The organism is Nonomuraea sp. NPDC001699, from assembly GCF_053596455.1.
This window is the reverse complement of record NZ_JBSFGF010000002.1, coordinates 565,733-586,884: the sequence shown is the minus strand read 5'-3', so window position 1 is coordinate 586,884 and position 21,152 is coordinate 565,733. Positions and strand designations below refer to the sequence as shown.

At 72.6% G+C, this 21,152-nt stretch carries 21 protein-coding genes; 7 read left to right on the top strand and 14 right to left on the bottom strand.

The window, feature by feature from the left end; genetic code table 11:
• Positions 1-4 precede the first annotated feature (4 nt).
• The gene (locus ACWCSU_RS08250; protein ID WP_364089812.1) at positions 5-343 is read right to left on the bottom strand and encodes a hypothetical protein; all 339 of its coding nucleotides are present in this window, start codon (positions 341-343) and stop codon (positions 5-7) included.
• A 108-nt stretch (positions 344-451) separates the two neighbouring features.
• On the opposite strand from ACWCSU_RS08250, the gene ACWCSU_RS08245 reads away from it, so the two are divergent.
• Positions 452-1,093, top strand: a complete 642-nt coding sequence (locus ACWCSU_RS08245; protein WP_449934415.1) for a thymidine kinase — start codon at positions 452-454, stop codon at positions 1,091-1,093.
• A gap of 43 nt (positions 1,094-1,136) precedes the next feature.
• Here ACWCSU_RS08245 and ACWCSU_RS08240 read toward each other — a convergent pair whose 3' ends face one another.
• The 4 genes from ACWCSU_RS08240 to ACWCSU_RS08225 form a co-directional block, all read right to left on the bottom strand.
• Positions 1,137-1,541: a MarR family winged helix-turn-helix transcriptional regulator gene (locus tag ACWCSU_RS08240; protein ID WP_357698231.1), complete on the bottom strand. Its 405-nt coding sequence runs from the start codon at positions 1,539-1,541 to the stop codon at positions 1,137-1,139.
• Between the two features lie 34 nt (positions 1,542-1,575).
• Positions 1,576-2,247 carry a DsbA family oxidoreductase gene (locus ACWCSU_RS08235; protein ID WP_357698229.1) on the bottom strand — a complete coding sequence of 224 codons (672 nt, stop codon included), beginning with the start codon at positions 2,245-2,247 and terminating at the stop codon, positions 1,576-1,578.
• 61 nt (positions 2,248-2,308) lie between these two features.
• On the bottom strand, positions 2,309-3,205 hold the full coding sequence (locus ACWCSU_RS08230; protein WP_397036810.1) for a hypothetical protein: 897 nt from the start codon (positions 3,203-3,205) through the stop codon (positions 2,309-2,311).
• 55 nt (positions 3,206-3,260) lie between these two features.
• Complete coding sequence (locus tag ACWCSU_RS08225) at positions 3,261-3,896, bottom strand: SRPBCC family protein (protein ID WP_357698226.1); 636 nt, start codon at positions 3,894-3,896, stop codon at positions 3,261-3,263.
• Positions 3,897-3,992: 96 nt separating this feature from the next.
• On the opposite strand from ACWCSU_RS08225, the gene ACWCSU_RS08220 reads away from it, so the two are divergent.
• The 3 genes from ACWCSU_RS08220 (at position 3,993) to cydB (ending at position 7,314) form a co-directional block, all read left to right on the top strand.
• A complete protein-coding gene (locus ACWCSU_RS08220; RefSeq protein WP_449934411.1) occupies positions 3,993-4,904 on the top strand; it encodes a polysaccharide deacetylase family protein in 912 nt (303 codons plus the stop codon).
• A gap of 172 nt (positions 4,905-5,076) precedes the next feature.
• Positions 5,077-6,420 carry a cytochrome ubiquinol oxidase subunit I gene (locus tag ACWCSU_RS08215; protein WP_357698222.1) on the top strand — a complete coding sequence of 448 codons (1,344 nt, stop codon included), beginning with the start codon at positions 5,077-5,079 and terminating at the stop codon, positions 6,418-6,420.
• 12 nt (positions 6,421-6,432) lie between these two features.
• Positions 6,433-7,314, top strand: a complete 882-nt coding sequence (cydB, locus tag ACWCSU_RS08210) for a cytochrome d ubiquinol oxidase subunit II (RefSeq protein ID WP_357698220.1) — start codon at positions 6,433-6,435, stop codon at positions 7,312-7,314.
• A 6-nt stretch (positions 7,315-7,320) separates the two neighbouring features.
• Here cydB and ACWCSU_RS08205 read toward each other — a convergent pair whose 3' ends face one another.
• The 9 genes from ACWCSU_RS08205 to ACWCSU_RS08165 all read right to left on the bottom strand — a co-directional run bounded on the left by ACWCSU_RS08205 (position 7,321) and on the right by ACWCSU_RS08165 (position 17,341).
• Positions 7,321-7,737 (bottom strand): hypothetical protein, encoded by a 417-nt coding sequence (locus ACWCSU_RS08205; RefSeq protein ID WP_364089828.1) that lies wholly within the window; start codon positions 7,735-7,737, stop codon positions 7,321-7,323.
• A gap of 32 nt (positions 7,738-7,769) precedes the next feature.
• Positions 7,770-8,783, bottom strand: a complete 1,014-nt coding sequence (locus ACWCSU_RS08200) for a leucine-rich repeat domain-containing protein (RefSeq protein ID WP_449934408.1) — start codon at positions 8,781-8,783, stop codon at positions 7,770-7,772.
• An 8-nt stretch (positions 8,784-8,791) separates the two neighbouring features.
• Positions 8,792-11,143 (bottom strand): aerobic carbon-monoxide dehydrogenase large subunit, encoded by a 2,352-nt coding sequence (gene cutA / locus ACWCSU_RS08195; RefSeq protein WP_449934406.1) that lies wholly within the window; start codon positions 11,141-11,143, stop codon positions 8,792-8,794.
• A gap of 37 nt (positions 11,144-11,180) precedes the next feature.
• The gene (locus ACWCSU_RS08190) at positions 11,181-11,657 is read right to left on the bottom strand and encodes a (2Fe-2S)-binding protein (protein WP_357698213.1); all 477 of its coding nucleotides are present in this window, start codon (positions 11,655-11,657) and stop codon (positions 11,181-11,183) included.
• Positions 11,647-12,519, bottom strand: coding sequence for an FAD binding domain-containing protein (locus tag ACWCSU_RS08185; RefSeq protein ID WP_357698211.1), 873 nt, complete (start codon positions 12,517-12,519; stop codon positions 11,647-11,649). Before ACWCSU_RS08185 ends, ACWCSU_RS08190 begins: the two co-directional genes overlap by 11 nt.
• Positions 12,516-13,928, bottom strand: coding sequence for a uracil-xanthine permease family protein (locus ACWCSU_RS08180; protein ID WP_357698209.1), 1,413 nt, complete (start codon positions 13,926-13,928; stop codon positions 12,516-12,518). The genes ACWCSU_RS08185 and ACWCSU_RS08180 overlap by 4 nt, the downstream gene beginning before the upstream one ends.
• Before the next feature lie 150 nt (positions 13,929-14,078).
• On the bottom strand, positions 14,079-15,407 hold the full coding sequence (locus ACWCSU_RS08175; RefSeq protein WP_357698207.1) for a uracil-xanthine permease family protein: 1,329 nt from the start codon (positions 15,405-15,407) through the stop codon (positions 14,079-14,081).
• Between the two features lie 102 nt (positions 15,408-15,509).
• Positions 15,510-15,719 carry an RNA-binding S4 domain-containing protein gene (locus ACWCSU_RS08170; RefSeq protein WP_352363868.1) on the bottom strand — a complete coding sequence of 70 codons (210 nt, stop codon included), beginning with the start codon at positions 15,717-15,719 and terminating at the stop codon, positions 15,510-15,512.
• Positions 15,720-15,730: 11 nt separating this feature from the next.
• Positions 15,731-17,341 carry a PucR family transcriptional regulator gene (locus ACWCSU_RS08165; RefSeq protein WP_357698205.1) on the bottom strand — a complete coding sequence of 537 codons (1,611 nt, stop codon included), beginning with the start codon at positions 17,339-17,341 and terminating at the stop codon, positions 15,731-15,733.
• 130 nt (positions 17,342-17,471) lie between these two features.
• Between ACWCSU_RS08165 and ACWCSU_RS08160 the strand changes: the two genes are divergently transcribed.
• From ACWCSU_RS08160 to ACWCSU_RS08150, 3 genes are all read left to right on the top strand, one after another.
• Positions 17,472-18,320, top strand: coding sequence for a DUF2877 domain-containing protein (locus ACWCSU_RS08160; RefSeq protein ID WP_449934402.1), 849 nt, complete (start codon positions 17,472-17,474; stop codon positions 18,318-18,320).
• An 80-nt stretch (positions 18,321-18,400) separates the two neighbouring features.
• Entirely contained in the window at positions 18,401-19,654 is a 1,254-nt protein-coding gene (locus ACWCSU_RS08155) for an FdrA family protein (RefSeq protein ID WP_449934771.1), read from the top strand.
• A gap of 55 nt (positions 19,655-19,709) precedes the next feature.
• Positions 19,710-21,080, top strand: coding sequence for a YlbE family protein (locus tag ACWCSU_RS08150; RefSeq protein ID WP_364089855.1), 1,371 nt, complete (start codon positions 19,710-19,712; stop codon positions 21,078-21,080).
• The last annotated feature ends 72 nt before the right edge of the window (positions 21,081-21,152 follow it).

Below are 21,152 nucleotides of genomic sequence, written 5' to 3'. Positions count from 1 at the left end.
CTCCTCAGCTTCGGCGACGGCCGAGAACTTCGTCGATGACCCGGGGCGCGTTCTGGGTGCCGACATAGGCCGCCAGGCGCACCACCAGCTCCTGGGACTTCGCCAGTTCGGCCTCGACCTTGGCCTTCCCCGACTGCCCCGCCTGCACGCCGAAATAGGCGCCCATGATCGTGCCCACCACCCCGGCGACGCCCGCGAACAGCGCGGCGAACTCCTTGGTGGCGAACACGGCGGCGCCGAAGGCGATCAGGATCGCGACGATGCCCGCCACGACGACCAGGAAACCGTACCGCCATCGGGTGGCGTCGGCCTGGGCGGCCGTCACGTCGTCCTGTGTCAGCATCGCGTCGAGCGTCGGTGGATTGTCGGTGACCACAGTTCCTCCTGATAGTCCAGGGGAGAAATGTCCCACGAGGTCATGGGACAAGCCAAGCCGCTAAGCTGGCCTCCCGTGACCGAACTGTCTGCCTTGTCTGCCGTGCCTTCTGGAGCGCGGGACGCCGTGCTGAAGTTCTACTTCGGCCCCATGGACTGCGGGAAGTCCACTCTGGCGCTCCAGATGAACTACAACCACGGCCGCCAAGGGCGGCGCGGGCTGGTCCTGACCAAGCACGACCGCTCCGGCGGCCCGAAGGTCACCAGCCGGATCGGGCTGGGCCTTGAGGCGATCGAGGTGGAGGACACCCTCGACCTCGTGCGCCTGGTCACCTCGCACGAGCGCATCGACTACCTGATCTGCGACGAGGCCTGCTTCTACACGGTCGAGCAGATCGAGCAGCTCGCCGACCTGGTGGACGAGCACGGCATCGACGTCTACGCCTTCGGGCTGGCCTCCGACTTCCGGTCGGTCATGTTCCCGGGCGCGCAGCGGCTGTTCGAGCTGGCCGACGAGGTGTGCCGGCTGCAGGTCGAGGTGTTGTGCTGGTGCGGCCGCCCCGGGCAGCTCAACGCGCGCGTGGTGGGCGGCGTGCTGGCGCGGACGGGCGAGCAGGTCGTGATCGGCGACACCGACGCCTCGGCGGTGCGCTACCAGGTGCTCTGCCGCCGCCACCACCGCTCCGGCCAGCTCGGCGAGGGCGCCACCCCGGCCTGACCCCGGCGCCGCACACCAGCCGGCGCAGGGCGCCGCTCCGGTCTCACACCAGCCGGTGCAGGGCGTCCCTGAACAGGCGTTGCTCGTCCTCCGGCAGGGTGGAGAGGAAGGCGCGCTCGGCGGCCTCCACGGCCGGCACCGCCAGGCGCATGGTCTCGCGGCCGCCGTCGGTCAGCTCCACCGCGTTCTTGCGGCGGTCGCCCGGGTGGGGCCGCCGCGCCACCAGCTTCTTGGCCTCCAGCGCGTCGACCATGGCGACCATGGTCGTGCGGTCGATGCCGAGCCGCTGGGCCAGCTCCTGCTGCGACAGCGGCTCGGGGGCGTCGATCACCGCCAGCACGGCGAGCTCCCGCCCGTCGAGGCCGTACGGCTCCAGCGCCGGGCCGGTGAACTCGGCCAGGCGCAGCGCGGCATGCTTGAGCAGGTAACCAAGGCGACGGCTGGACACCCCCCGATTCTCGCACCGCCGCGGGCGGGGCCGTTCAGACCGCGCAGAAGCCGTCGTCGTCGCACCCGTCGGCCGGCGGCGCGAGCTGGGTGATCGGCGTCTGCCCGGTACGCTCGGCGACCTCGTCGATGGCCGCCGCGAAGGCGTCCTCGGGCTGCGCGCCCGACACCGCGAACTTGCCCTCGAACAGGAACAGCGGCACCCCGCTGATGCCCAGCGCCCCGGCCCGGCCGAGCTGCTCGCGCACCTGCTCGGCGCCCTCGCCGGTGTCCTCGACGCCGACCTCGGCGGCCAGGCGGCTCAGCACGCCGGGGTCGCCCACGTCCGCGCCCTCGCCGAAGTACGCGCCGAACAGCCGGTCGGCCATCTCCTTGCCGAGCCCCTGGGCGGTGGCGACCTCGATGAGCCGGTGGGCCTCGAAGGTGTTGGCGCTGACGGCCCGCTCGTAGTCCATCGCCAGGCCCTCTTCGGCGGCGACGGACCCGACGCGCTCGGTCATCTGCCGCGCGCCGGGCCCGAACTTGCGCTCAAGGGCCGGGATCAGCGGCTCGGCCTCGGCGGGGGCGTCGGGATTGAGCTGGAACGGGCGCATGGTCACCTCGATCGTGCCGCCCTTGGCCCGGAAGCGCTCGGCGGCGCGGGCGAATCTGACATGCCCGATGTAACACCAAGGGCACACGACATCGGAGAAAATCTCGACTTTCACCTCAGCCACAACCACGCGGCCCGCACGGCGATTCCTGCGGGCCGCTCCCGCAAGGAGCCGATCAGCCGGCGGCCAGTTCCTCCAGGCGGTAGGGCAGGTAGGCCGAGTCGTCCACCAGCGCGGACGCGCCGCGCCACCATCCGAACCACTCGCCGCTGCGCCACATCCAGTCGACCCGCTCGATGGCGGCCACCACGTCGCCCACGGTCCCCCAGCGTTCGCCCAGCTCCTCCCGGGTGACGCCGTGGCGTACGGCCCAGGCCCGCAGGACGCCCGCGGCGGCGGCCGGGATCTCGCGGGCGTAGGGGTCGGGCTTCTCGCCGGGGAGCCGGTGGGGCCCCAGCCCGGCCGCCACCCCCCAGCTCCACTGGGCCTCGGCGGGCCTGGAGTAGCGCAGCGACTGGAAGTCCAGATTGGACCCGAGCGCGTCGTCGGAACGGCGGGCGACGACCGCGTCGAGCCGGCCGCCCGCGTCGAAGTGCACCACGAGCCGCTGGCCCGGCCTGACCCCCGGCGGCAGGGAGAAGCGGTCCTCGGCCTGCCAGGAGTTGAGGTCGACCGCGGCGGCGGGACGGCCCCAGAGCTGGTCGGCGGCGTCGTCGGCGCTCCAGGCGGCCAGCATCTCCAGCGCGGTCAGGTCCGTCCACGGCTCGATCGCGACGGCCGTGCGCAGCACCTCGTCGGGAGAGGGCAGCTTGCCGCCCCTGGGCCGCGTCCACCAGCCGTCGCCCAGCTCGCGGGTGCCGACGAGGAGCGCGGCGATGGCGGCCAGTTCGGCCGATCTGCGGGTGAGGGAGGCGCCGAGCGCGAGCCCGAGCGCGCGGTCGGTCCGTTCGTCGCCGAGCACCGGCCGCACGTCGGCGACCAGGGTCTCGGCGGTCGGGCGCTCGTCGCCCAGCAGGTTGCGTACGATGCGCCTGGCTTCGGTCCGTGCGTCTTCAGCGTGTGCCTGCCGCATACCGCCACGCTACGCCCGGAGATCCTTTTCCGCGAGGGTCGTCGGGGCGCGTCCCTCAGCCGCGCCGGCCGCGTCCGCCTCGGGCGAGCAGCCAGCCGACGGCGACGCCGGTGAGGGCGACGCCCGCGCCCATGCCGAAGGAGGCCAGCAGCGCCCACGGGCGGGTCTCGGCGGCCCGTCCGGGCGGCCGCTGGAAGACCGCGGGAGCGGCCTGGGCGGGTGCGGCGTCGGCCGGCGCCTGGGCGGCGGGGAGCGGGGCGCAGAGGTGGCCCTCGACGGCGGAGAAGAACTCCCCCGCCGTGCGCCGGGCCACCGAGCCGAGCATGCGCTGCCCGACCCCGCCGATCATCCCGCCGATCACGGCGTCGGCGTCGTAGTCGACGCGGGTGCCGCCGTCGATCTCGCTCAGGCGCACCTGGACGGTGGCCTCGACCGTGCCGGGCGCGCCCTGGCCGCGCGCCCGCAGGGTGAAGCTCTCCGGCGCGTGCGGCTCGGCCAGCGCCACCTCCCCCTGGTAGACGCCCTTGACGGACGCCACGCCCGCGTTGACCGTCATCCTGTAGGTGTCCGGCCCGGTCTCCTCCAGGCGCTCGCAGCCCGGGATGGTGCGTACGAGCACCGCCGGGTCCTGGAGCGCGGCCCACACTCGATCACGTTGTACGCCGATCACGGCGCTGCCCGCCACCTTCATGCGGCCACTCTAGGCACCGGTGAGCGGCTGGTTAAGGGCAAGACCTGCCAGTCGCGCGACGCGTCGTGCGGATCAGGGCTGGCAAGATGGTGCTCCATGTGCTGGGGGCGTGGAACGGTCTGGGGCGGGGCCGGGCGTGGCGGGCTGGGTCCCGTCGTGCTCGCCGGGGTGCTGTCGGCGCTGGTCGCCGGGTGCGCGCAGGGCGGCACGACCGGCGACGTCGAGCCGGAGCCGTCGGCGAAGCCGTCCGCGACCGGCGCGCGCACTCCCCGGCCCACCCCGCAGGGCCCGCCGGGGGCGCCGGGGGCGCTGCCGCGCGCGGGCGAGGTGGGCCCGATCAGGGGCGAGGACGGCCTGCCCCCGGTGATCAGCTCGATCCCCACCAAGCGCAAGGTCGTCTTCCTGACCATCGACGACGGCTGGGAGCAGGACCCCGGCTTCGTCAAGCTGGTACGCGACCGGCGCGTGCCCATCACCGCCTTCGCCATGCGCGACGCGGTCGAGGCCAAGGGCAGCCCCGACCCGGCGGGCGGCCCCGGCCGCTACGTGGGCGCCGGCAAGTGGGGATATTTCCGCCAGCTCCGCGATCTCCACGTGCCCATCGAGAACCACACGCTGACCCACCCCGACCTGCGCCGCCTGCCCTTCGACGGCCAGCGCCGCGAGATCTGCGGCTCGGCCCAGGTGGTCGGCAGGGAGATCGGGGCCCGGCCGTCCCTGTTCCGGCCGCCGTTCGGCAGCTACAACACCGACACGCTGCGGGCCGCCCGGCGCTGCGGGATGAAGGCCGTGCTGCTGTGGACGGCCACCGTCCAGCCGGGCGGCAAGATCGCCTACCAGGTGCCCGACAAGCGCCTGCGTCCCGGCGACATCCTGCTCCTGCACTTCCGCCCCAACCTGGCGGCGGACTTCCGCGTGCTGATCGACAAGATCCGGCGGCGCGGGTTCGAGCTGGGCAATCTCCAGGCCTACCTGGACGCCTCCGGCGGGGTCCGCCGGGCGGGGTAGAGAACGATCCGCCCGGCGGGTGACGCGCCGGGACGTACCCGTACGGAATCCTCGACGAGTAGCCAGAAAACGGGGGATGTGACCAAGGTCGCATCGCGATGCTCTACGCCCTGTAGTACTACTACAGGTAGAAGTACTACAGCCTGTAGAGCGATGAGCGGGTGGGGAACAGATGGACGCGCTTGACCTGGCACGGTGGCAGTTCGGGGTCACCACCGTGTACCACTTCTTGTTCGTACCCCTGACCATCGGTCTGGGCATCTTCGTGGCGGGCCTGCAGACGGCCTGGCACCGTACGGGCAAGGAGCACTACCTCAAGCTCACGAAGTTCTTCGGGAAGCTGTTCCTGATCAACTTCGCCATGGGCGTGGTGACCGGCATCGTGCAGGAGTTCCAGTTCGGCATGAACTGGAGTGAGTACTCCACGTTCGTCGGGGACGTGTTCGGCGCCCCGCTGGCCATGGAGGCGCTGCTGGCCTTCTTCATGGAGTCCACGTTCCTCGGCCTGTGGATCTTCGGCTGGGACCGGCTGCCGAAGAAGGCGCACCTGGCCAGCATCTGGGCCGCCGCCATCGGATCGAACCTGTCGGCCTACTTCATCCTCGCGGCCAACGCCTGGATGAAGCACCCGGTCGGCTACGAGGTCGTGGACGGCAAGGCCAGGATGACCGACCTGTGGGCGGTGCTGACCAACTCCACGGCGGTCGCGCAGGTCCCCCACGTCATCGGGGCGGCGTTCATCGTGGCGGGCGGGTTCGTGCTGGCGGTCAGCGGCTACTGGCTGCTCAGGACGCGCGCGCCGATGTGGCGCAGCGCCGCCCGGGGCGCGCTGGTCATGACGGCGATCGCGGGGGCGGTCGTCGCGGGCACCGGCGACATGTCGGCCAAGCTGATGTACGAGCAGCAGCCCATGAAGCTGGCCTCCGCCGAGGGCCTGGAGCGCGACACCGCCGGGGCGGCCTTCTCCCTCGCGCCCGGCATCGAGATCCCGAAGGTCCTCAGCTTCCTGGCCACCAACGACCTCAACGCCACCGTCCAGGGCACCGAGGACCTGCAGAAGCGCTTCGAGCAGCAGTTCGGCCCCGGCGACTACCGGCCCGACCAGACGATCGTGTTCTGGTCGTTCCGCGTGATGATCGTGTTCGGCATGGCCACGGCGGGGCTGGCGCTGCTCGGGCTCTGGCTGACCCGGCGCAGGCGCGAGGTGCCGTCCTGGCTGGCGCGGGCGCTGCTGCTCGCGCTGCCGCTGCCGTTCGCCGCGGTGATCGCGGGCTGGCTGCTGAGCGAGATCGGCCGGCAGCCGTGGACGGTCGCCGGCGAGCTGCTGACCGCCTCCAGCGTCTCGCCCGGCGTGACCCTGGCCGAGGTCGCCATCTCGCTGACCGTCTTCACGCTCCTGTACGGCGGCCTCGCCGTGGCCGAGGTCGTCCTGCTGGCCAAGCACGTACGCAAGGGCGTCGAGGAGCCGCAGCCGGCTCCCGAGGCGCAGCCGCTCGAACCGTCGCTGATGTACTAGAGGGACCAGACCATGATCAACCTGTGGTTCGTCATCATCGCCTTCCTCTGGACCGGGTACTTCGTCCTCGAAGGCTTCGACTTCGGCGTGGGCCTGCTGGCGCCGCTCCTGAGCAGGAACGCCGCCGAGCAGCGTCAGAGCCTGCAGACCATCGGCCCGGTCTGGGACGGCAACGAGGTGTGGCTGATCACGGCGGTCGGCGCCATGTTCGCCGCGTTCCCCGCCTGGTACTCCGGCCTGTTCAGCGCCTTCTACCTGCCCGTCACGCTCATCCTGGTCGGCCTGATCGTGCGCGGCGTCGGGCTCGAATGGCGCGGCAAGGTCGCCAATCCGATCTGGTGCGACGTCGGCATCCTGGTCGGCAGCGGCCTCCCGGCGTTCCTGTGGGGCGCGATCTTCGCCGACGTGCTGTTCGACAGCGGCCCGGCGGCCCTGGTCGGCGGGGCGTTCACGCTGACGCTCTGCGTGCTGCACGGCGCGGTCTTCCTGGCGCTGCGGACCACCGGCCCGGTGCGCCGCCGGGCCAGGACCGCCGCCATGGCCGCGGCGGCGGTGGCCATCCCGGTGGCTGTGCTCGCCCTGTCGAACCTGGGCTCGCCGCCTGCCCTGGCCGCCATGGCCGCGCTGGCCGCCGCCGCCGCGCTGATCTGGCGGCGCAGGGAGGGCTGGGCGTTCGGCGCGACGGCCGCGGGCATCGTGCTGGCCACGCTGGCGGTCTTCATAGAGCTGCGCGTCGCGCCGCTGCCGGGGCTGACGCTGGCGCAGGCCGCCTCGGGGCCGTACACGCTGACGATGCTGAGCTGGATCGGGCTGATCACGCTGCCGTTCGTGCTGGTCTACCAGGGCTGGACGTACTGGGTGTTCCGCAAGCGGGTCATCCTGACGGCGGCGTAGGGCCCGCTAACCGACCTTGCGCATCTGGTTCGTGCGGTGGTCCTTCAGGTGGAGGTCGCCGCCGAGCCGCTCCTTCAGCAGCTCCAGCACCTTGCGGCTGGACAGCACGGTCCACAGGTTGCCGACCAGGTGGGGGTTGTACTCGGGGGCGGCGTCCATCCAGGCGTCCTTGCCGGACTGGCTGGCGAACGTCGTGACGAAGAACTGGCCGTCGGGGGTGCGGCAGTAGCCCGTACGGATCTCGGCGGCGTCCACCTGCATGCGCGGCTTGCAGCCGACCTTGGCGGCGAGCTGTTCGACGGTCTGCGGCGCCGCCGCCCGCGGGGCGCTTGGACCGGGCGCCGCGGAGCCGCCCCCGGAGGAGCAGGCGGCGACCAGCCCGGCCAGCAGCGCGAGAGCGGCCAGACGTGGAAATGTCGTCATGTGCGGAGGTACGCACGGCCGCCCGCGCCGGTTCAGCGCAGGACGACGCAGCCCCGGGCGCGCAGGAGACCGAGCACCGGCGGGTCGTCGTAGAGCTTGTTCCAGCGCAGGTCGAGCTTGCGCAGCCCGGTCAGCGCCGCGAGCGAGTCGGGCAGCTCGCGCAGCCGGTTGTTGCGCAGGTCGAGATGGGTGAGCCCGGACGGCAGCACGGGCAGCTCGCTCAGGTGGTTGTTGCGCAGGTCGAGCACGCGCAACCCGGTCAGCGCCGCGAGGGAGGCGGGCAGCCGGGTCAGCCGGTTGCCCTGCAGGTGCAGCTCGCGCAGGCTGCCGAGCCCGCCGACGGTCTCGGGCAGCGCCTCCAGCCGGTTGTTGTACAGCCGCAGCTCCACCAGGGACGTCATCGACCCGAGCGCGTCCGGGAGCCTGGTCAGCCGGTTGTCGGTCAGGTTGAGGTAGGCCAGCCGGTCGAGGCGGCCGAGCGCGGCGGGGACGTCGGTGAAGCCGTTGTCGCTCAGGTAGAGGTAGTCGGTGAGCGGCAGGTCGCCCACCTCGGGCGGGATCGAGGCGAGCCGGTTGTGGCCGAGGTCGAGCATGCGCAGCCGGGTCAGGCCGCCGATGTCCGGGGAGATCTTGGTGAGGGCGTTCTCGGCGAGGTTGAGGGATTCGAGCGCGGTCAGCTTCCACAACGCGGCGGGCACGGAGGTCAGCCGGTTGCCGCCGAGCGCCAGGTGGCGCAGGCGCGGGCCGAGGTCGCCGGGCAGGCGCTCGATCCGGTTGCCGTAGAGGAACAGGGTCTCCAGCCCGGGCGGGCAGGCGGGGACCTCGCTCAGCTCGTTGCCGTCGAGGTGCAGGGCGCGCAGCGCGGTCAGGCCGGACAGGCCGGGCAGCTCGCGCAGCCGGTTGCCGTCGAGCCGCAGCTCCTCCAGCGAGCCGAGCCCGGCCACCCGGTCGGGCACGTGCGTGATCCCGTTCCAGGCCAGGTCGATCGTCCGCACGTCGTCGGGCACGTTGGGGAAGGCGGTCAGGCCGGCGCCGGGAGCGAGCATGCCGCAGATCATCGCATACGCAGCCCGAACAGGTCGGACGGCGAGATGGGCATGCGGTCGATCTCGATGCCCTCGGCGTCCTCGATCGCCGAGGCGATGACCGCCGACACCGGGATCACGCCGGCCTCGCCCGCGCCCTTGATGCCGAGCGGGTTGAGCGGCGAGGGCGTCTCCAGGTGGGCGGTCTCGATCGGGGGGATCTCGGTGGCGTACGGCATGAGGAAGTCCATGAAGGAGGCGTTGACGAGCTGGCCGTGGACGTCGTACTCCATGCGCTCGTACAGGGCGCCGCCGATGCCCTGGGCCACTCCCCCGTGGATCTGGCCCTCCACGATCATCGGGTTGATCAGCCGGCCGCAGTCGTGCACGACGGCGTACCTGACGACCTTGATCTCGGCGGTGTCCGGGTCGGTCTCCACGATGGCCGCGTGCATGCCGGAGGCGAACGTGGACCTGATCGGCGAGTAGTAGCCGCGCCCTTCCAGGCCCGGCTCGTCGCCCTCGGCCACCGGCGGCCGGGACGGGTCGGCCACGCCGGAGAACTGGGTCGCCCTGGCCGTCTCCTCGTCGAAGGCGTATCGCAGCGGGTTGGCCAGCACGGCCACCGTCGAGAGTGGGATCGCGGCGGTCGGCGCGCCGACGACGTGCACCATGCCGTCGTCGATCTCCAGGTCGGCCGGGTCGGCCTCCAGCGCCTCGGCCGCGATGCGCAGGGCCTTCTCCTTGACCTTCCGGCAGGCCAGGGCGATGGCGTTGCCGCTGACGACGGCGGCCCGGGAGGCGAAGGTGCCCACCGCGTACCCGAACCTGCGGGTGTCGCCGGTGACCACGCTGACGCGGTCGATGGGCACGCCCAGCTCGGCGGCGGCGATCTGGGCGAAGGCGGTCTCGTGGCCCTGCCCCTGGGAGGTCAGGCCGGTCGAGACGTGCACCCGGCCGTCGGAGGTGATCTGCACGTGCCCGCCCTCGTACGGGCCGACCCCGGTGCCCTCGACGTAGCACCCGATGCCGATCCCCCGGCCGGGACGCCGCTCGAAGGTGTCCCAGCCGATCAGCTCCTTGATCATGCGGAGCATCTCCGGGTAGTTCCCGCTGTCGTAGACGAGCGGGCGGCCGTCCTGGAAGATCATCCCCTGGTCGTACGGGAACTCCTCGGGCCGGATGAAGTTGGCCGCGCGCACCTCGGTCCGGTCCTTGCCGAGGTAGCGGGCGATCTTGTCCATGGTCCGCTCCATGCAGAACACGCCCTGCGGGCGGCCGGCCCCGCGGTAGGGCGTGACCTGCACGGTGTTGGTGTAGACCGCGGTGAACTCGACCCGGTAGGCCCCCGGCTTGTACGGCCCCAGCAACTGCGTGGAGGTAACGATGGGGACGATGATCCCGTACGGCGTGTAGGCGCCGTGGTCGTGCAGGATCGTCACGTCCAGGCCCAGGACGCGGCCGTCGTCGTCGAAGCCGACGCGCACGTGGTGGATCTGGGCGCGTTCGTGGGCCGAGGAGATGAAGTGCTCCCTGCGGTCCTCGGTCCACTTGATCTCGCGGCCGAGCGTCATCGCGGCCCACGGCACCAGGATCTCCTCCGGCCACGGGTGCACGATCTTGACGCCGAAGCCGCCGCCGACGTCCGGCGCGATCACCTCGACCTGCGGCAGCGGCAGCCCGAGCGCGGCGGCGACGGCCATGCGCACGCTGGTGGAGGTCTGGGTGCTGGAGTGCACGCGCAGGTCGCGGCCGTCCCAGCGGGCGTGCACGCCGCGTCCCTCCAGGGGCGTGCTGGCGCTGCGCTCGATGTCGAGCCGGAAGGCCAGCGTGTGCGGCGCGCCCTCGACGGCCTCGCGCGCGCCCCTGCCGTCGGCCCCCGGCACCTCCTGGACGAGGTGCGCCCCCACGTTCCCCGGCACGTCCTCGTGCACGAGCTGGGCGCCCTGCACCGCCTCGGCCAGGCCGACGACCGGCTTGAGCGGCTCGTAGGCGACCTCGATGAGCGCGCAGGCGTCCTCGGCGGCGTACCGGTCGGCGGCCACGACCATGACCACGGGCTCGCCCACGTGCCGCACGACCTCCCTGGCCAGCGGGTACGCCGTGCGCCCGTGGGTGAGCGCCGGGTGCGGGATGAGCAGCGGCAGCGGCCGGCCGACCCGCTCGGGCAGGTCCTCCCAGGTGTAGATCGCGACCAGGCCCGGCACGTCGAGCGCGGCGGACACGTCGATGTCGCCGACGCGGGCGTGGGCGTGGGGCGACCTGACGAACGCGGCGGCGAGCGCGTCGCCGCCGAGGTCGTCGAGGTAGCGGCCCTGGCCGGTGAGCAGTCTCGGGTCCTCCCGCCGCTGCACCGGCTCACCGAACAGTCTGGTGCTCACGACACCTCCACACACGGCCCACCGGCTGGAACCAGGCTCATGACTCCTCCGCCAGCAGCTCGGCGGCGCGGTGGACGGCCTTGATGATGTTCTGGTAGCCGGTGCACCGGCACAGGTTGCCGGAGACGCCTTCGAGCACCTCTTCGTGGGTGGGCGCCGGGTTGTCGGCCAGCAGGGCGGTCACCGTGCACAGGAAGCCCGGGGTGCAGAAGCCGCACTGCAGGCCATGGCACTCGGCGAAGGCCCGCTGCACCGGCGAGAGCCCGTCCGGGCCGGCCAGGCCCTCGACGGTGGTGATCTCGCGCCCGTCCACGGTGACCGCGAACGTCAGGCACGACCGGACCGGCTCGCCGTCGAGCAGCACCGTGCAGCAGCCGCAGACGCCGTGCTCGCAGCCGACGTGGGTGCCGGTCAGGCCGAGGTCGTGACGCAGGCAGTCGGACAGCAGGCGGCGTCCGGGGACGCTGACCCGCCTGGCCGTGCCGTTCACGGTCAGCGTGATCTCATGTTCCACCGGTCGCCGTCCCCTCCCGTGCCGCTTCGCGCAGTGCCCGTTCGGCCAGCACGCCCACCAGGTGCCGCCGGTAGGCCGCGGTGGCGTGGATGTCCCCCTCGGGGTCGGTGCCCTCCCGCACGGTCCGCGCGACGGCGGGCCAGTCGACGCTCGCGGCCGGCCGGTGGCCGCACTCGCGCGTCACGTCCATCAGGACGGGGACCGGGCCCACGCCGACGCAGGCGACCCGGGCCGCGGCGATGCGCAGGTCGTCGTCGAGCGTGACCACGGCGCAGACGCCGGCCAGGGCGTAGTCGCCGTGCCGCCGGGACACCTCCTGGAACGCCGTCCCGGCCCGGCCGCCGAGCGCAGGGAAGTACGCCGACACGGCCAGCTCGCCGGGGCGGACGTCGGACTCCATGGGCCCGACGAAGAACTCCCGGGCCGGCACGTCCCGCTCGGTGATCCCGGCGGCGCTCCAGCGGGCCAGCCGTACCGAGCCGCCCAGGACGGCCAGCACCGCGGGCAGCTCGGCGGCCGGATCGGCGTGCACCAGGCTCCCGACGACCGTGCCCCGGTTGCGGATCACGGGGTGGGCGACCAGCCGCAGCGCCTTCGTCAGCAGCGGGTGCGCGCCGGACCGGGCCACCCGCGAGTGCCGGGCCAGCGCGCCCACGCGCACCCCGTCGCCGCCCGCCTCCACGGTGTCCAGGACGGCCAGGCGGTTGATGTCGACGACGTGGCCGGGGGCGGCCAGCCGCATGTTGAGCATGGGGATCAGGCTCTGGCCGCCGGCCAGCACCTTGCCGTCTACCTCCGCGAGCGTCCGCAGCGCCTCGCCGAGGTCGCGGGGCGCGTGGTAGGCGAACGGCGGCGGCTTCACCCGGCCTCGCCCTGGACCGGCCGCGGGGAGCGTCCGGCGATGACGCGCAGCAGGTGGTGGCCGCCCACCACCACGACGGTGCCGAGCGCGATGCCCTCAAGGGAGAAGTCTCCGCCGATCATGTGCGTCACCGGTCCGATCGCCAGGATGATGCCCGCGCCGATCGGGACCATGTTGACCGGGTCGGCGAAATCCACCCGGTTCTCGATCCAGATCTTGGCGCCGAGTAGTCCGATCATGCCGTACAGGATGACGGTGACGCCGCCGAGCACGCCGCCCGGCGTGGCGGCGACCAGCGCGCCGAACTTCGGGCACAGGCCGAACAGGATCGCGATCACGCCGGCGATGTAGTAGGCGGCCGTGGAGTAGACCTTGGTGGCGGCCATGACGCCGATGTTCTCGGCGTAGGTGGTGGTGGGCGAGCCGCCGACGGCGCTGGTGACGACGGTGGCGGCGCCGTCGGCGATGATCGCCCGGCCGATGTAGGGGTCGACGTCGGTGCCGGTCATCTCGCCGACGGCCTTGACGTGACCGACGTTCTCGGCGATGAGCGCGATCACCGCGGGCAGCACGAGCAGCACCGCGGAGAAGCGGAAGTCGGGCGCGTGGAAGTCCGGCAGCCCGAACCAGTCGGCCTTGGCCACGGCGTCGAAGCTGACCCGGTCGTGCGGGAAGGCCGTGGCCACGCAGTACGTGCCCTCCGCCGGGCAGGCCGCGCCGGCCGCGTCGCGCAGGTTCTGGCCGGGCAGCACGGAGGTGACCGGACCGGCCGCCCGGTCCAGCACCCACGACAGCGCGAACCCGGCGACCAGCCCGATCAGCACCCCGACGCGCCCGGCGAACCCCTTGAACGCCACGATCACCACGAACGTCACCAGCATCGTCACCAGCGCCACCCACTGGTCCTGCCCCCAGTAGACGTCGGCGACCACGTACGCCAGCCCGAACCCGATGAGCATCACCACCGCGCCGGTGACGACGGGCGGGAAGATCCGGTGGATGATCTGCACCCCGAGCAGGTGCACGGCCAGCCCCGCGAGCGCCAGCACGAGCCCGGCCACCAGGATCGAGCCGGTCACGAGGGCGTCCGCGACGGACTGGTCGGTGCCGACGGCGGCCCTGATGGCGAACACGCCGCCGACGAACGACGCGCTGGTGCCCAGGTAGCTGGGCACCTTGCCCTTCACGATCAGCAGGAACATGATCGTCGCGACGCCCGACATCATCACGGCGACGTTCGGGTCGAGCCCCATGACCAGCGGGAACACGAACGTGGCGCCGAACATCGCGATCACGTGCTGGGCGCCGAAGCCGACCATGCGCGGCCAGCTCAGCCGCTCGTCGGGCCTGACCACCTCGCCGGGCGCCAGATGCCTGCCGTCACCGTGTCTGGTCCATCCGAAAACCATCTGCGCCCTCTCTTCCGGGCCGGCGACCGTGCCTTTGCGGGCACATTAGGACCGCCGCAAGGCGGCTACACGGGCATGATCTGCCAAACATCCCGCGGTCACCAGAGCGAACCTCTCGTACGGGAGGGTCGCCGGCCGGAAAGAGAGGGGTTATCGGCCGGTTTCGGGCACCGGTTCGCGGCGCGTGGCGCGCAGCAGGTGATAGCCGACGAGCAGCACGATCGTGCCGAGCGCGATGCCGCTCAGGGAGAACGTGCTGGTGATCGGGAACGCGACCGGACCGATGGCGATGATGATGCCCGCGCCGACCGGGACCAGGTTGACCGGGTCGGACAGGTTCACCTTGTTCTCGATCCAGATCTTGGCGCCGAGCAGGCCGATCATGCCGTACAGGATGGTGGTGACGCCGCCGAGCACGCCGTCGGGGGTCGCGGCCACGAGCGCGCCGAACTTGGGGCACAGGCCGAACAGGATCGCGATGACCGCCGCGATGTAGTAGGCGGCCGTGGAGTAGACCTTGGTGGCCGCCATGACGCCGATGTTCTCGGCGTACGTGGTGGTGGCCGGGCCGCCGACCGAGGTGGCGACCACGGTGCCGACGCCGTCGGCCATGATGGCGCGGCCCATGTAGCCGTCGACGTCCGCGCCGGTCATCTCGCCGACGGCCTTGACGTGGCCGACGTTCTCGGCGATGAGCGCGATCACGACCGGCAGCACCAGCACGATCGCCGACACCTCGAACACGGGCCCGTGCAGCGACGGCAGGCCGATCCAGTCGGCCTTGGCGACGCCCTGGAGGTCGACGCGGAAGTGCTCGGTCACCTTGCCGGTGGCGTCGGGGGACAGGATCTTGCCGCCCACCAGGTCCCAGACCCACGACAGCACGAACCCGAAGACCAGGCCGAGCAGCACGCCGATCCGCCCGAGGAAGCCTTTGAAGACCCCGATGAACACGAACGTGGCCGCCATCGTGAGCAGCGCCACCCACGGGTCCTTGGGCCAGTAGACGTCGGCCGCGACGTAGGCCATGCCGAACCCGATCAGCATCACCACGCCGCCGGTGACGATCGGCGGGAAGACGCGGTGGATGATCTGCACGCCCAGCAGGTGGATGGCCAGCCCGCACAGGCCCAGCACGACGCCGACCGCCAGCAGCGCGCCGGTGACGGTCGCGTCGCCGCCCCCGGCCGCCCGGATCGCCACCACGGCCCCCACGAAGGACGCGCTGGACCCGACGTAACTGGGGATCCTGCCCTTGACGATCAGCAGGAACAGGATCGTCGCGACGCCGGACATCATCACGGCCAGGTTCGCGTCGAGCCCCATGACCAGCGGGAACACGAACGTCGCGCCGAACATCGCGATGACGTGCTGGGCGCCGATGCCCACCATCCTGGGCCAGGAGAGCCGCTCGTCAGGCTTGACGACCTCTCCCGGCGTCAGATGTTTCCCGTCGCCGTGCAGCTTCCACCTGAACACCGCGAACCCACCTCAATCTTCCGCCTGACCAGCGGCGACGTCTTCCGAACATGTCGGAGAGCACAATAAGGGGTGTCGCGACCATCCGGATACGGCGGGCCGTTATTGCACGTGGATCGTGAACCCGTCGCCGCTGACCACCTGGCCCGTGCGGATCTTGGCCGTCTTCCGCAGCTCGACCTCGCCGTCGACCTGGACCAGGCCCTCGGCGATGAGATGTTTGGCCATGCCGCCGGTCTCGGTGACCCCGCAGTACTTCAGCAGGTCGCACAGCGGGATGTACTCGGAACGCAGTTCGAAATCCAGATCCACGAGCCCCAAGCCTAGATGCCGCGCATGCGCAGCACGTGCAGGGCCAGGGTCAGGTTGAGCCGCAGGTGGGGGTCGTCGGTGAAGTTGCCGAGCAGGCGTTCCAGCTTCCCGATCCGGTAGCGCAGCGTGTTGTAGTGGAAGTGCAGCCTGCGGGCGGTCTCGGCGACGTTGAGATTGGTCTCCAGGAGCACCTGGAGGGTGCGCCGCAGGTCGGCGTTCTCGGCGTCCTCGTCCCAGGCCAGCGGGCCCAGCGTCTCGCGGACGAACGCGTGCAGCTCGCCGGTGTCGTTCACCAGCGACAGCAGCCGGTAGACGCCGAGCTGATCGAAGTGCGCGACCGCGCCCGGCCCGTGGAGCTGCCGGCCCACCCGGGCCGCCTTCAGCGCCTGCGAGTACGCCTCCGGCAGCGTCCCGGCCCCCGGGCTCGGCCGCGAGGTCCCGGTCGAGAACGTCGCGGGCGGCACGTCGGCGAACGCCGAGGCCGCGTCCTTGGCCACCCTGGCGGCGTCGAGCGAGGCGTCCACCACGGCGACGACCTCGTGCGAGAACCCGGCCACCGCGCCGCGCGGGTCGTGCCGCCGGACGGCCGCCGTCCAGCAGGACACCAGCCGGTCCTGGGCGCTGCGCTCGTCGCCGTCGGGGTCGAGCTCGGCCACCAGCACGATCACCGGCCGCGCCAGGTCCCAGCCGAACGCCCTGGCCCTGGCGTCGACCCGCTCGGCCGTCCCGGCCCGGCCGGTGAGCACGTCGCGCAGGAAGTCGGCCCGGTACTTGCTCTCGACGGCGTTGACCGCCTCCTGCCGGGTCACCACCAGCGCGGCGACGGTCGCGGCGCGTTCGAGGATGCCGATGTCGCTGTCCCTGATCGCGCCGGTGGCGCTGTAGGCGACGATCCGGCCGTGGTGGTGGCCGCCGGCCAGCACGGGGGCCGAGGCGAACGACCTGCCGCGCCCGGACGCGTCGGCGGTCCGCGCGGGCGGCGGGCCCTCGCGGGAGATCGACTCGCGCAGCGCGGCGACGTGCTCGGCCGCCCCGGCGGTGGCCAGGACCCGGCCGGAGCCGTCCACGGCGGCCACGGCCACGTCGAGGAGCTGGGCCACCTCGGCGGCGACCTCGTTCAGCCCGCCGCCGGCCAGCACCACGTGGACCAGCGCCCGGTGCGCCTCCTCGGCGCGGGCGAGCACGGCGGCCTGGCGGTTGAGTATGTCGGTGAGCACCTGGTTGAGGATGTCGTCGAAGCCGACGTCGTTGGGCAGCAGGATGAGCGGGAAGCCGAGCCGGTCGGCCTGCTCGGTCATCTCGGCGGGCAGCTCGTCCACGTACCGGCCGAGCTTGATCGCCAGGGCGGCCAGGCCGCGCTCGTCCAGGTCGGCGACCAGGCGGCCGAGCGACTGCGGCGTGTTGCGCAGCGGGTAGCCGGTGGTCAGCAGCAGCTCGTGCGGCTTGACCCAGGCCAGGATGTCGGGCACCTCCATGACGTTGAGCCGCTGCACGATGCGTCCGAGCCCGCTCTCCCCCGCGATCAGCCTGGCCTCGGCCAGTGTCGAGACGCCGAGCACCTCTCCGACGGAGACGCCGTGGATGATCGTTCCGGTGCTGGCCAGACGCACGGGGGGCTCCATGTGGTGATTGTGACTCCACAGGTGGTCTGTCAGGAAGAGCCAACCTTCCCGCTGACTGTTGGCAAATTTCTCCGTACGGAGGGTTCTCCGGCCGTTCTACGGTCAGGACCAGGGTCCGATGGGAGGTTCGGTGACCGTCAGTACTCATGCGCGGCGTTCCCGCGTCCGCGTGACGGGCGCGGCGAGCACCGCCGTGCGTCCCGTGCTGGAGGGGCCGCGCAGCCCTGCCCGGGTGCTCGCGGCGTTCTCGGCGGGGATATACCTGGAGGTCAGGACCGACTGCGAGCCGTCGGTGATCGCCCTCATCACCGGCGAGGCGGCCCGGCTGCCCAACTCGGTGCTGATGGCCACGCCGCTCCCCCATGTCACCGTGGGTGACGACGCCTCCGTGGGCGACCGCGGCGTCGAGCTGGGCTCGCTGAGCCTCGGCGTACGCCGCTGGTGGGACCCGGCTCCCGCGCTGGGCCCGGTGGACCCGCTCAGCCTGGCCGGCATCGTCCTGGACGGCCCGGGACGGCCCGGCCTGACCGGGAACGACGCGGTCGAGCTGCTGGCGAGCAGCTGCGCGCAGGCCCGGCTGCTGGGCGCGGTGACGGCGGCGGAACGGCTCGTGGGGCTCGGTCCCGGGCTCACGCCGAGCGGCGACGACGTGCTGGCCGGGCTGCTGGTGACGCTGAGGCACCTCGGCGCGGCGACCGGCACGGAACGGGCGGTCTGGCTGGCCGACTGGCTCGCGGCCACCGTCACCTTCGACGCGCGCACCCGTACGACGCCGATCTCGGCGACGCTGCTGCACTGCGCGGCCAGGGGCGAGGCCAGCCCGGAGGTGACCGGCGTGCTGCGCGGCATCGCGGGCAGGCAGGCGCTCGAACCGGCGTTGCGGCGGCTGCACCGGCTGGGCCACACCTCGGGCGCCGATCTCGCGCAGGGCATCTCGATCGGGCTGGACTCGGTCCGGGCGTTGAGCGGGCGCCGGTGAGCGACGACCTGATCCAGCTCCGAAAAGGGACGTACCACGACTCAGTCACCCTGATGCGAATAAGTCGTACGTTGACCGAAATGCCGGGCGTGGAGGTGGCGATGGTGGCCATGGCCACCGAGCTCAACCTCGCCATCGTGCGCGACCTCGGGTTCACTCCCCCGCCCGCGGGGCCCGGCGACCTGCTGATCGCCGTCCGCGGCGGCGATCCCACGCGGGCCGTCGAGGAGCTGGACGCCCGCCTGGCCGCCCGGACCACCGCCGGTACGACCACCGCCGGGGAGCAGCCGCCGCGCACCACCCGATCGGCCGCCAGGACGCCGGCCGACCTGGTCCTGGTGTCCGTGCCCGGCGAGCACGCCTTCTGCGAGGCGTACGACGCCGTCGAGGCCGGGCTGCCGGTGATGATTTTCAGCGACGGCGTGCCCCCGGCCCAGGAGCGGTGGCTCAAGGAGCTGGCCGAGGAGCGCGGCGTCCTGGTCATGGGGCCCGACTGCGGCACCGCCGTGGTCGCGGGCGTCGGGCTCGGCTTCGCCAACGTGCTGCGGCCGGGGCCCGTCGGCCTGGTCGCCGCCTCCGGCACGGGCGCCCAGCAGGTGTCGTGCCTGCTCGACTGGGCGGAGGCGGGCGTCAGCCACATCATCGGCGTGGGCGGCAGGGACCTGTCGGCCGAGGTCGGCGGGCTGTCCACGATGCGCGCGCTGCGGCTGCTCGACGACGATCCGGCCACCGAGCTGGTCGTGCTGGTCGGCAAGCCGCCGGACCCGGAGGTGGCGCGGGCCGTCCGGGAGGTGGCCGCCGGGATGCGCACGCCGGTGGTGGAGGCGATGCTGCCGGAGACCGACCTCACCGAGGCCGCCGCGCGGACGCTGCGGGCCCTGGGCCGGAGCGTGCCCGAGTGGCCGTCGTGGCCGGGGGCGCTGCGCGGGGAGCCGCGGAGCGTCAGGGGGCTGTACGCGGGCGGCACGCTGTGCGCGGAGGCCGCCGTCCTCGCCGGGCCCGGCGAGTTCACCGACTTCGGGGACGACGCCTACACCAGGGGCAGGGCGCACCCGATGATCGACCCGACGCTGCGCCTGGAGGCCCTGTCACGCGTCCGGGCGGACGAGGTGGTGCTCCTGGACGTCGTGCTCGGCCACGTCGCCGACCCCGACCCGGCGGCGTCGCTGGCGCCGGCCGTCGCCCGTACGCCCGCCACCGTCGTGGTGGCCCTCGTCGGCAGCGCGGGCGACCCGCAGGACCTGCACCGGCAGGCCGCCGCGCTGCGCGAGGCCGGGGCGGCCGTGTTCGTCTCCAACGCCGAGGCCGCCCGACACGCCCGGAGCCTCCTGTGACCCCCGCCGCCCTGGTTCCGTCCGTTGCCGTTCGCCGTGTCGCCGGGAGGGTGTCGTGAGCCTGTTGTCGGGGCCGCCGCGGGTGATCACCGTCGGCGCGGGGCTGCTCGACGAGGCGCTGGCGGCCCAGGCCGTGCCGACGACGCCCGTCGCCTGGCGTCCGCCGCTGCCCGGCACCGCCGACGCCCTGGCCAAGGTGCTGGCCGACCCGCGCAGGACGGCCGCCAACGAGCTGGCCGTGCGCCGGCTCACCGGCGCGCGGCCGTACCTGGTGGGCCTGCGGCGGGCCGCCGAGGTGCTGCCCGTGGGCACGTTCCTGCACGCCGGGCCGCCGATCGAGTGGGAACGCGCCTCGGGCCCGATGCGCGGCGCGCTGATCGGCGCGATGTTGCTGGAGGGCCTGGCCGGCGACGAGCGGGAGGCCGAGGCCGGGCTGGCGGCGGGCGCGGTCGCCCTGCGGCCCTGTCACGAGCACGCCACGGTGGGGCCGATGGCGGGCGTGGTGAGCCCGTCGATGTGGCTGCTGGAGGTCCGCGACGAGGAGCACGGCGGCACGGCCTACTGCTCGCTGAACGAGGGCCTGGGCAAGGTGCTCAGGTACGGCGCGTACGGCCCCGAGGTGCTCGACCGGCTGCGCTGGATGGACGAGGTGCTCGGCCCGGTCCTGGCGGCGACGCTGGCCCGTACCGGCCCGGTGGACCTGCGCTCGCTGATCGCCCAGGCCCTGCAGATGGGCGACGAGCTGCACAACCGCAACCGCGCGGCCACCTCCCTGCTGCTGCGCGAGCTGGCCCCGGCCGTCGTCGAGGCCGCGCCCGCGCAGGCGGCGCAGGTGCTGCGCTTCATCAACGGCAACGACCACTTCTTCCTCAACGCGGGCATGGCCGCGGGCAAGGTGAGCACGGACGCCGCCCGCGACATCCCCGGCTCGTCGCTGGTCGTGGCCATGGCCAGGAACGGCACCGACTTCGGCGTGCAGGTCTCCGGACTCGGCGGACGCTGGTTCACCGGCCCCGCCGGGGTGCCGGACGGGCTCTACCTCGGCGCGTACGGCCCCCAGGACGCCAACCCCGACATCGGCGACTCCACGATCACCGAGACCTCCGGGCTGGGCGGCTTCGCGATGGCCGCCGCCCCCGCGATCGTGCGCTTCGTCGGCGGCGAGGTCGCCGACGCGGTACGGGCCACCCGCTCGATGTACGAGATCACGCTCGCCGAGCACCCCGCCTACCAGATTCCCGGGCTCGGATTCCGCGGCACGCCCGTCGGCATCGACGTGACGCTCGTCGCGAGGACGGGCATTCTGCCGGTCGTCAACACCGGGATCGCCGGGCGGGTGGCGGGCACCGGTCAGGTCGGGGCGGGGCTGGTCGAGCCGCCCGCACAGGCGTTCACCAGCGCCTTGATCGCGCTCGCCGCTGAGTAAGTGATCAGTTTGAAAAGCCGTATATCGGCAGGTCAGGACAGTTGTAAAGGGCCATCGCCTTCCATTACCGAT

Coding starts and splice junctions, on each gene's coding strand:
- ACWCSU_RS08250 (WP_364089812.1), bottom strand. CDS start 343: ATGCTGACACAGGACGACGTGACGGCCGCCCAGGCCGACGCCACCCGA.
- ACWCSU_RS08230 (WP_397036810.1), bottom strand. CDS start 3,205: ATGCGGCAGGCACACGCTGAAGACGCACGGACCGAAGCCAGGCGCATC.
- ACWCSU_RS08225 (WP_357698226.1), bottom strand. CDS start 3,896: ATGAAGGTGGCGGGCAGCGCCGTGATCGGCGTACAACGTGATCGAGTG.
- ACWCSU_RS08220 (WP_449934411.1), top strand. CDS start 3,993: ATGTGCTGGGGGCGTGGAACGGTCTGGGGCGGGGCCGGGCGTGGCGGG.
- ACWCSU_RS08215 (WP_357698222.1), top strand. CDS start 5,077: ATGGACGCGCTTGACCTGGCACGGTGGCAGTTCGGGGTCACCACCGTG.
- cydB (WP_357698220.1), top strand. CDS start 6,433: ATGATCAACCTGTGGTTCGTCATCATCGCCTTCCTCTGGACCGGGTAC.
- ACWCSU_RS08205 (WP_364089828.1), bottom strand. CDS start 7,737: ATGACGACATTTCCACGTCTGGCCGCTCTCGCGCTGCTGGCCGGGCTG.
- ACWCSU_RS08200 (WP_449934408.1), bottom strand. CDS start 8,783: ATGCTCGCTCCCGGCGCCGGCCTGACCGCCTTCCCCAACGTGCCCGAC.
- ACWCSU_RS08180 (WP_357698209.1), bottom strand. CDS start 13,928: ATGGTTTTCGGATGGACCAGACACGGTGACGGCAGGCATCTGGCGCCC.
- ACWCSU_RS08165 (WP_357698205.1), bottom strand. CDS start 17,341: ATGGAGCCCCCCGTGCGTCTGGCCAGCACCGGAACGATCATCCACGGC.
- ACWCSU_RS08155 (WP_449934771.1), top strand. CDS start 18,401: ATGCCGGGCGTGGAGGTGGCGATGGTGGCCATGGCCACCGAGCTCAAC.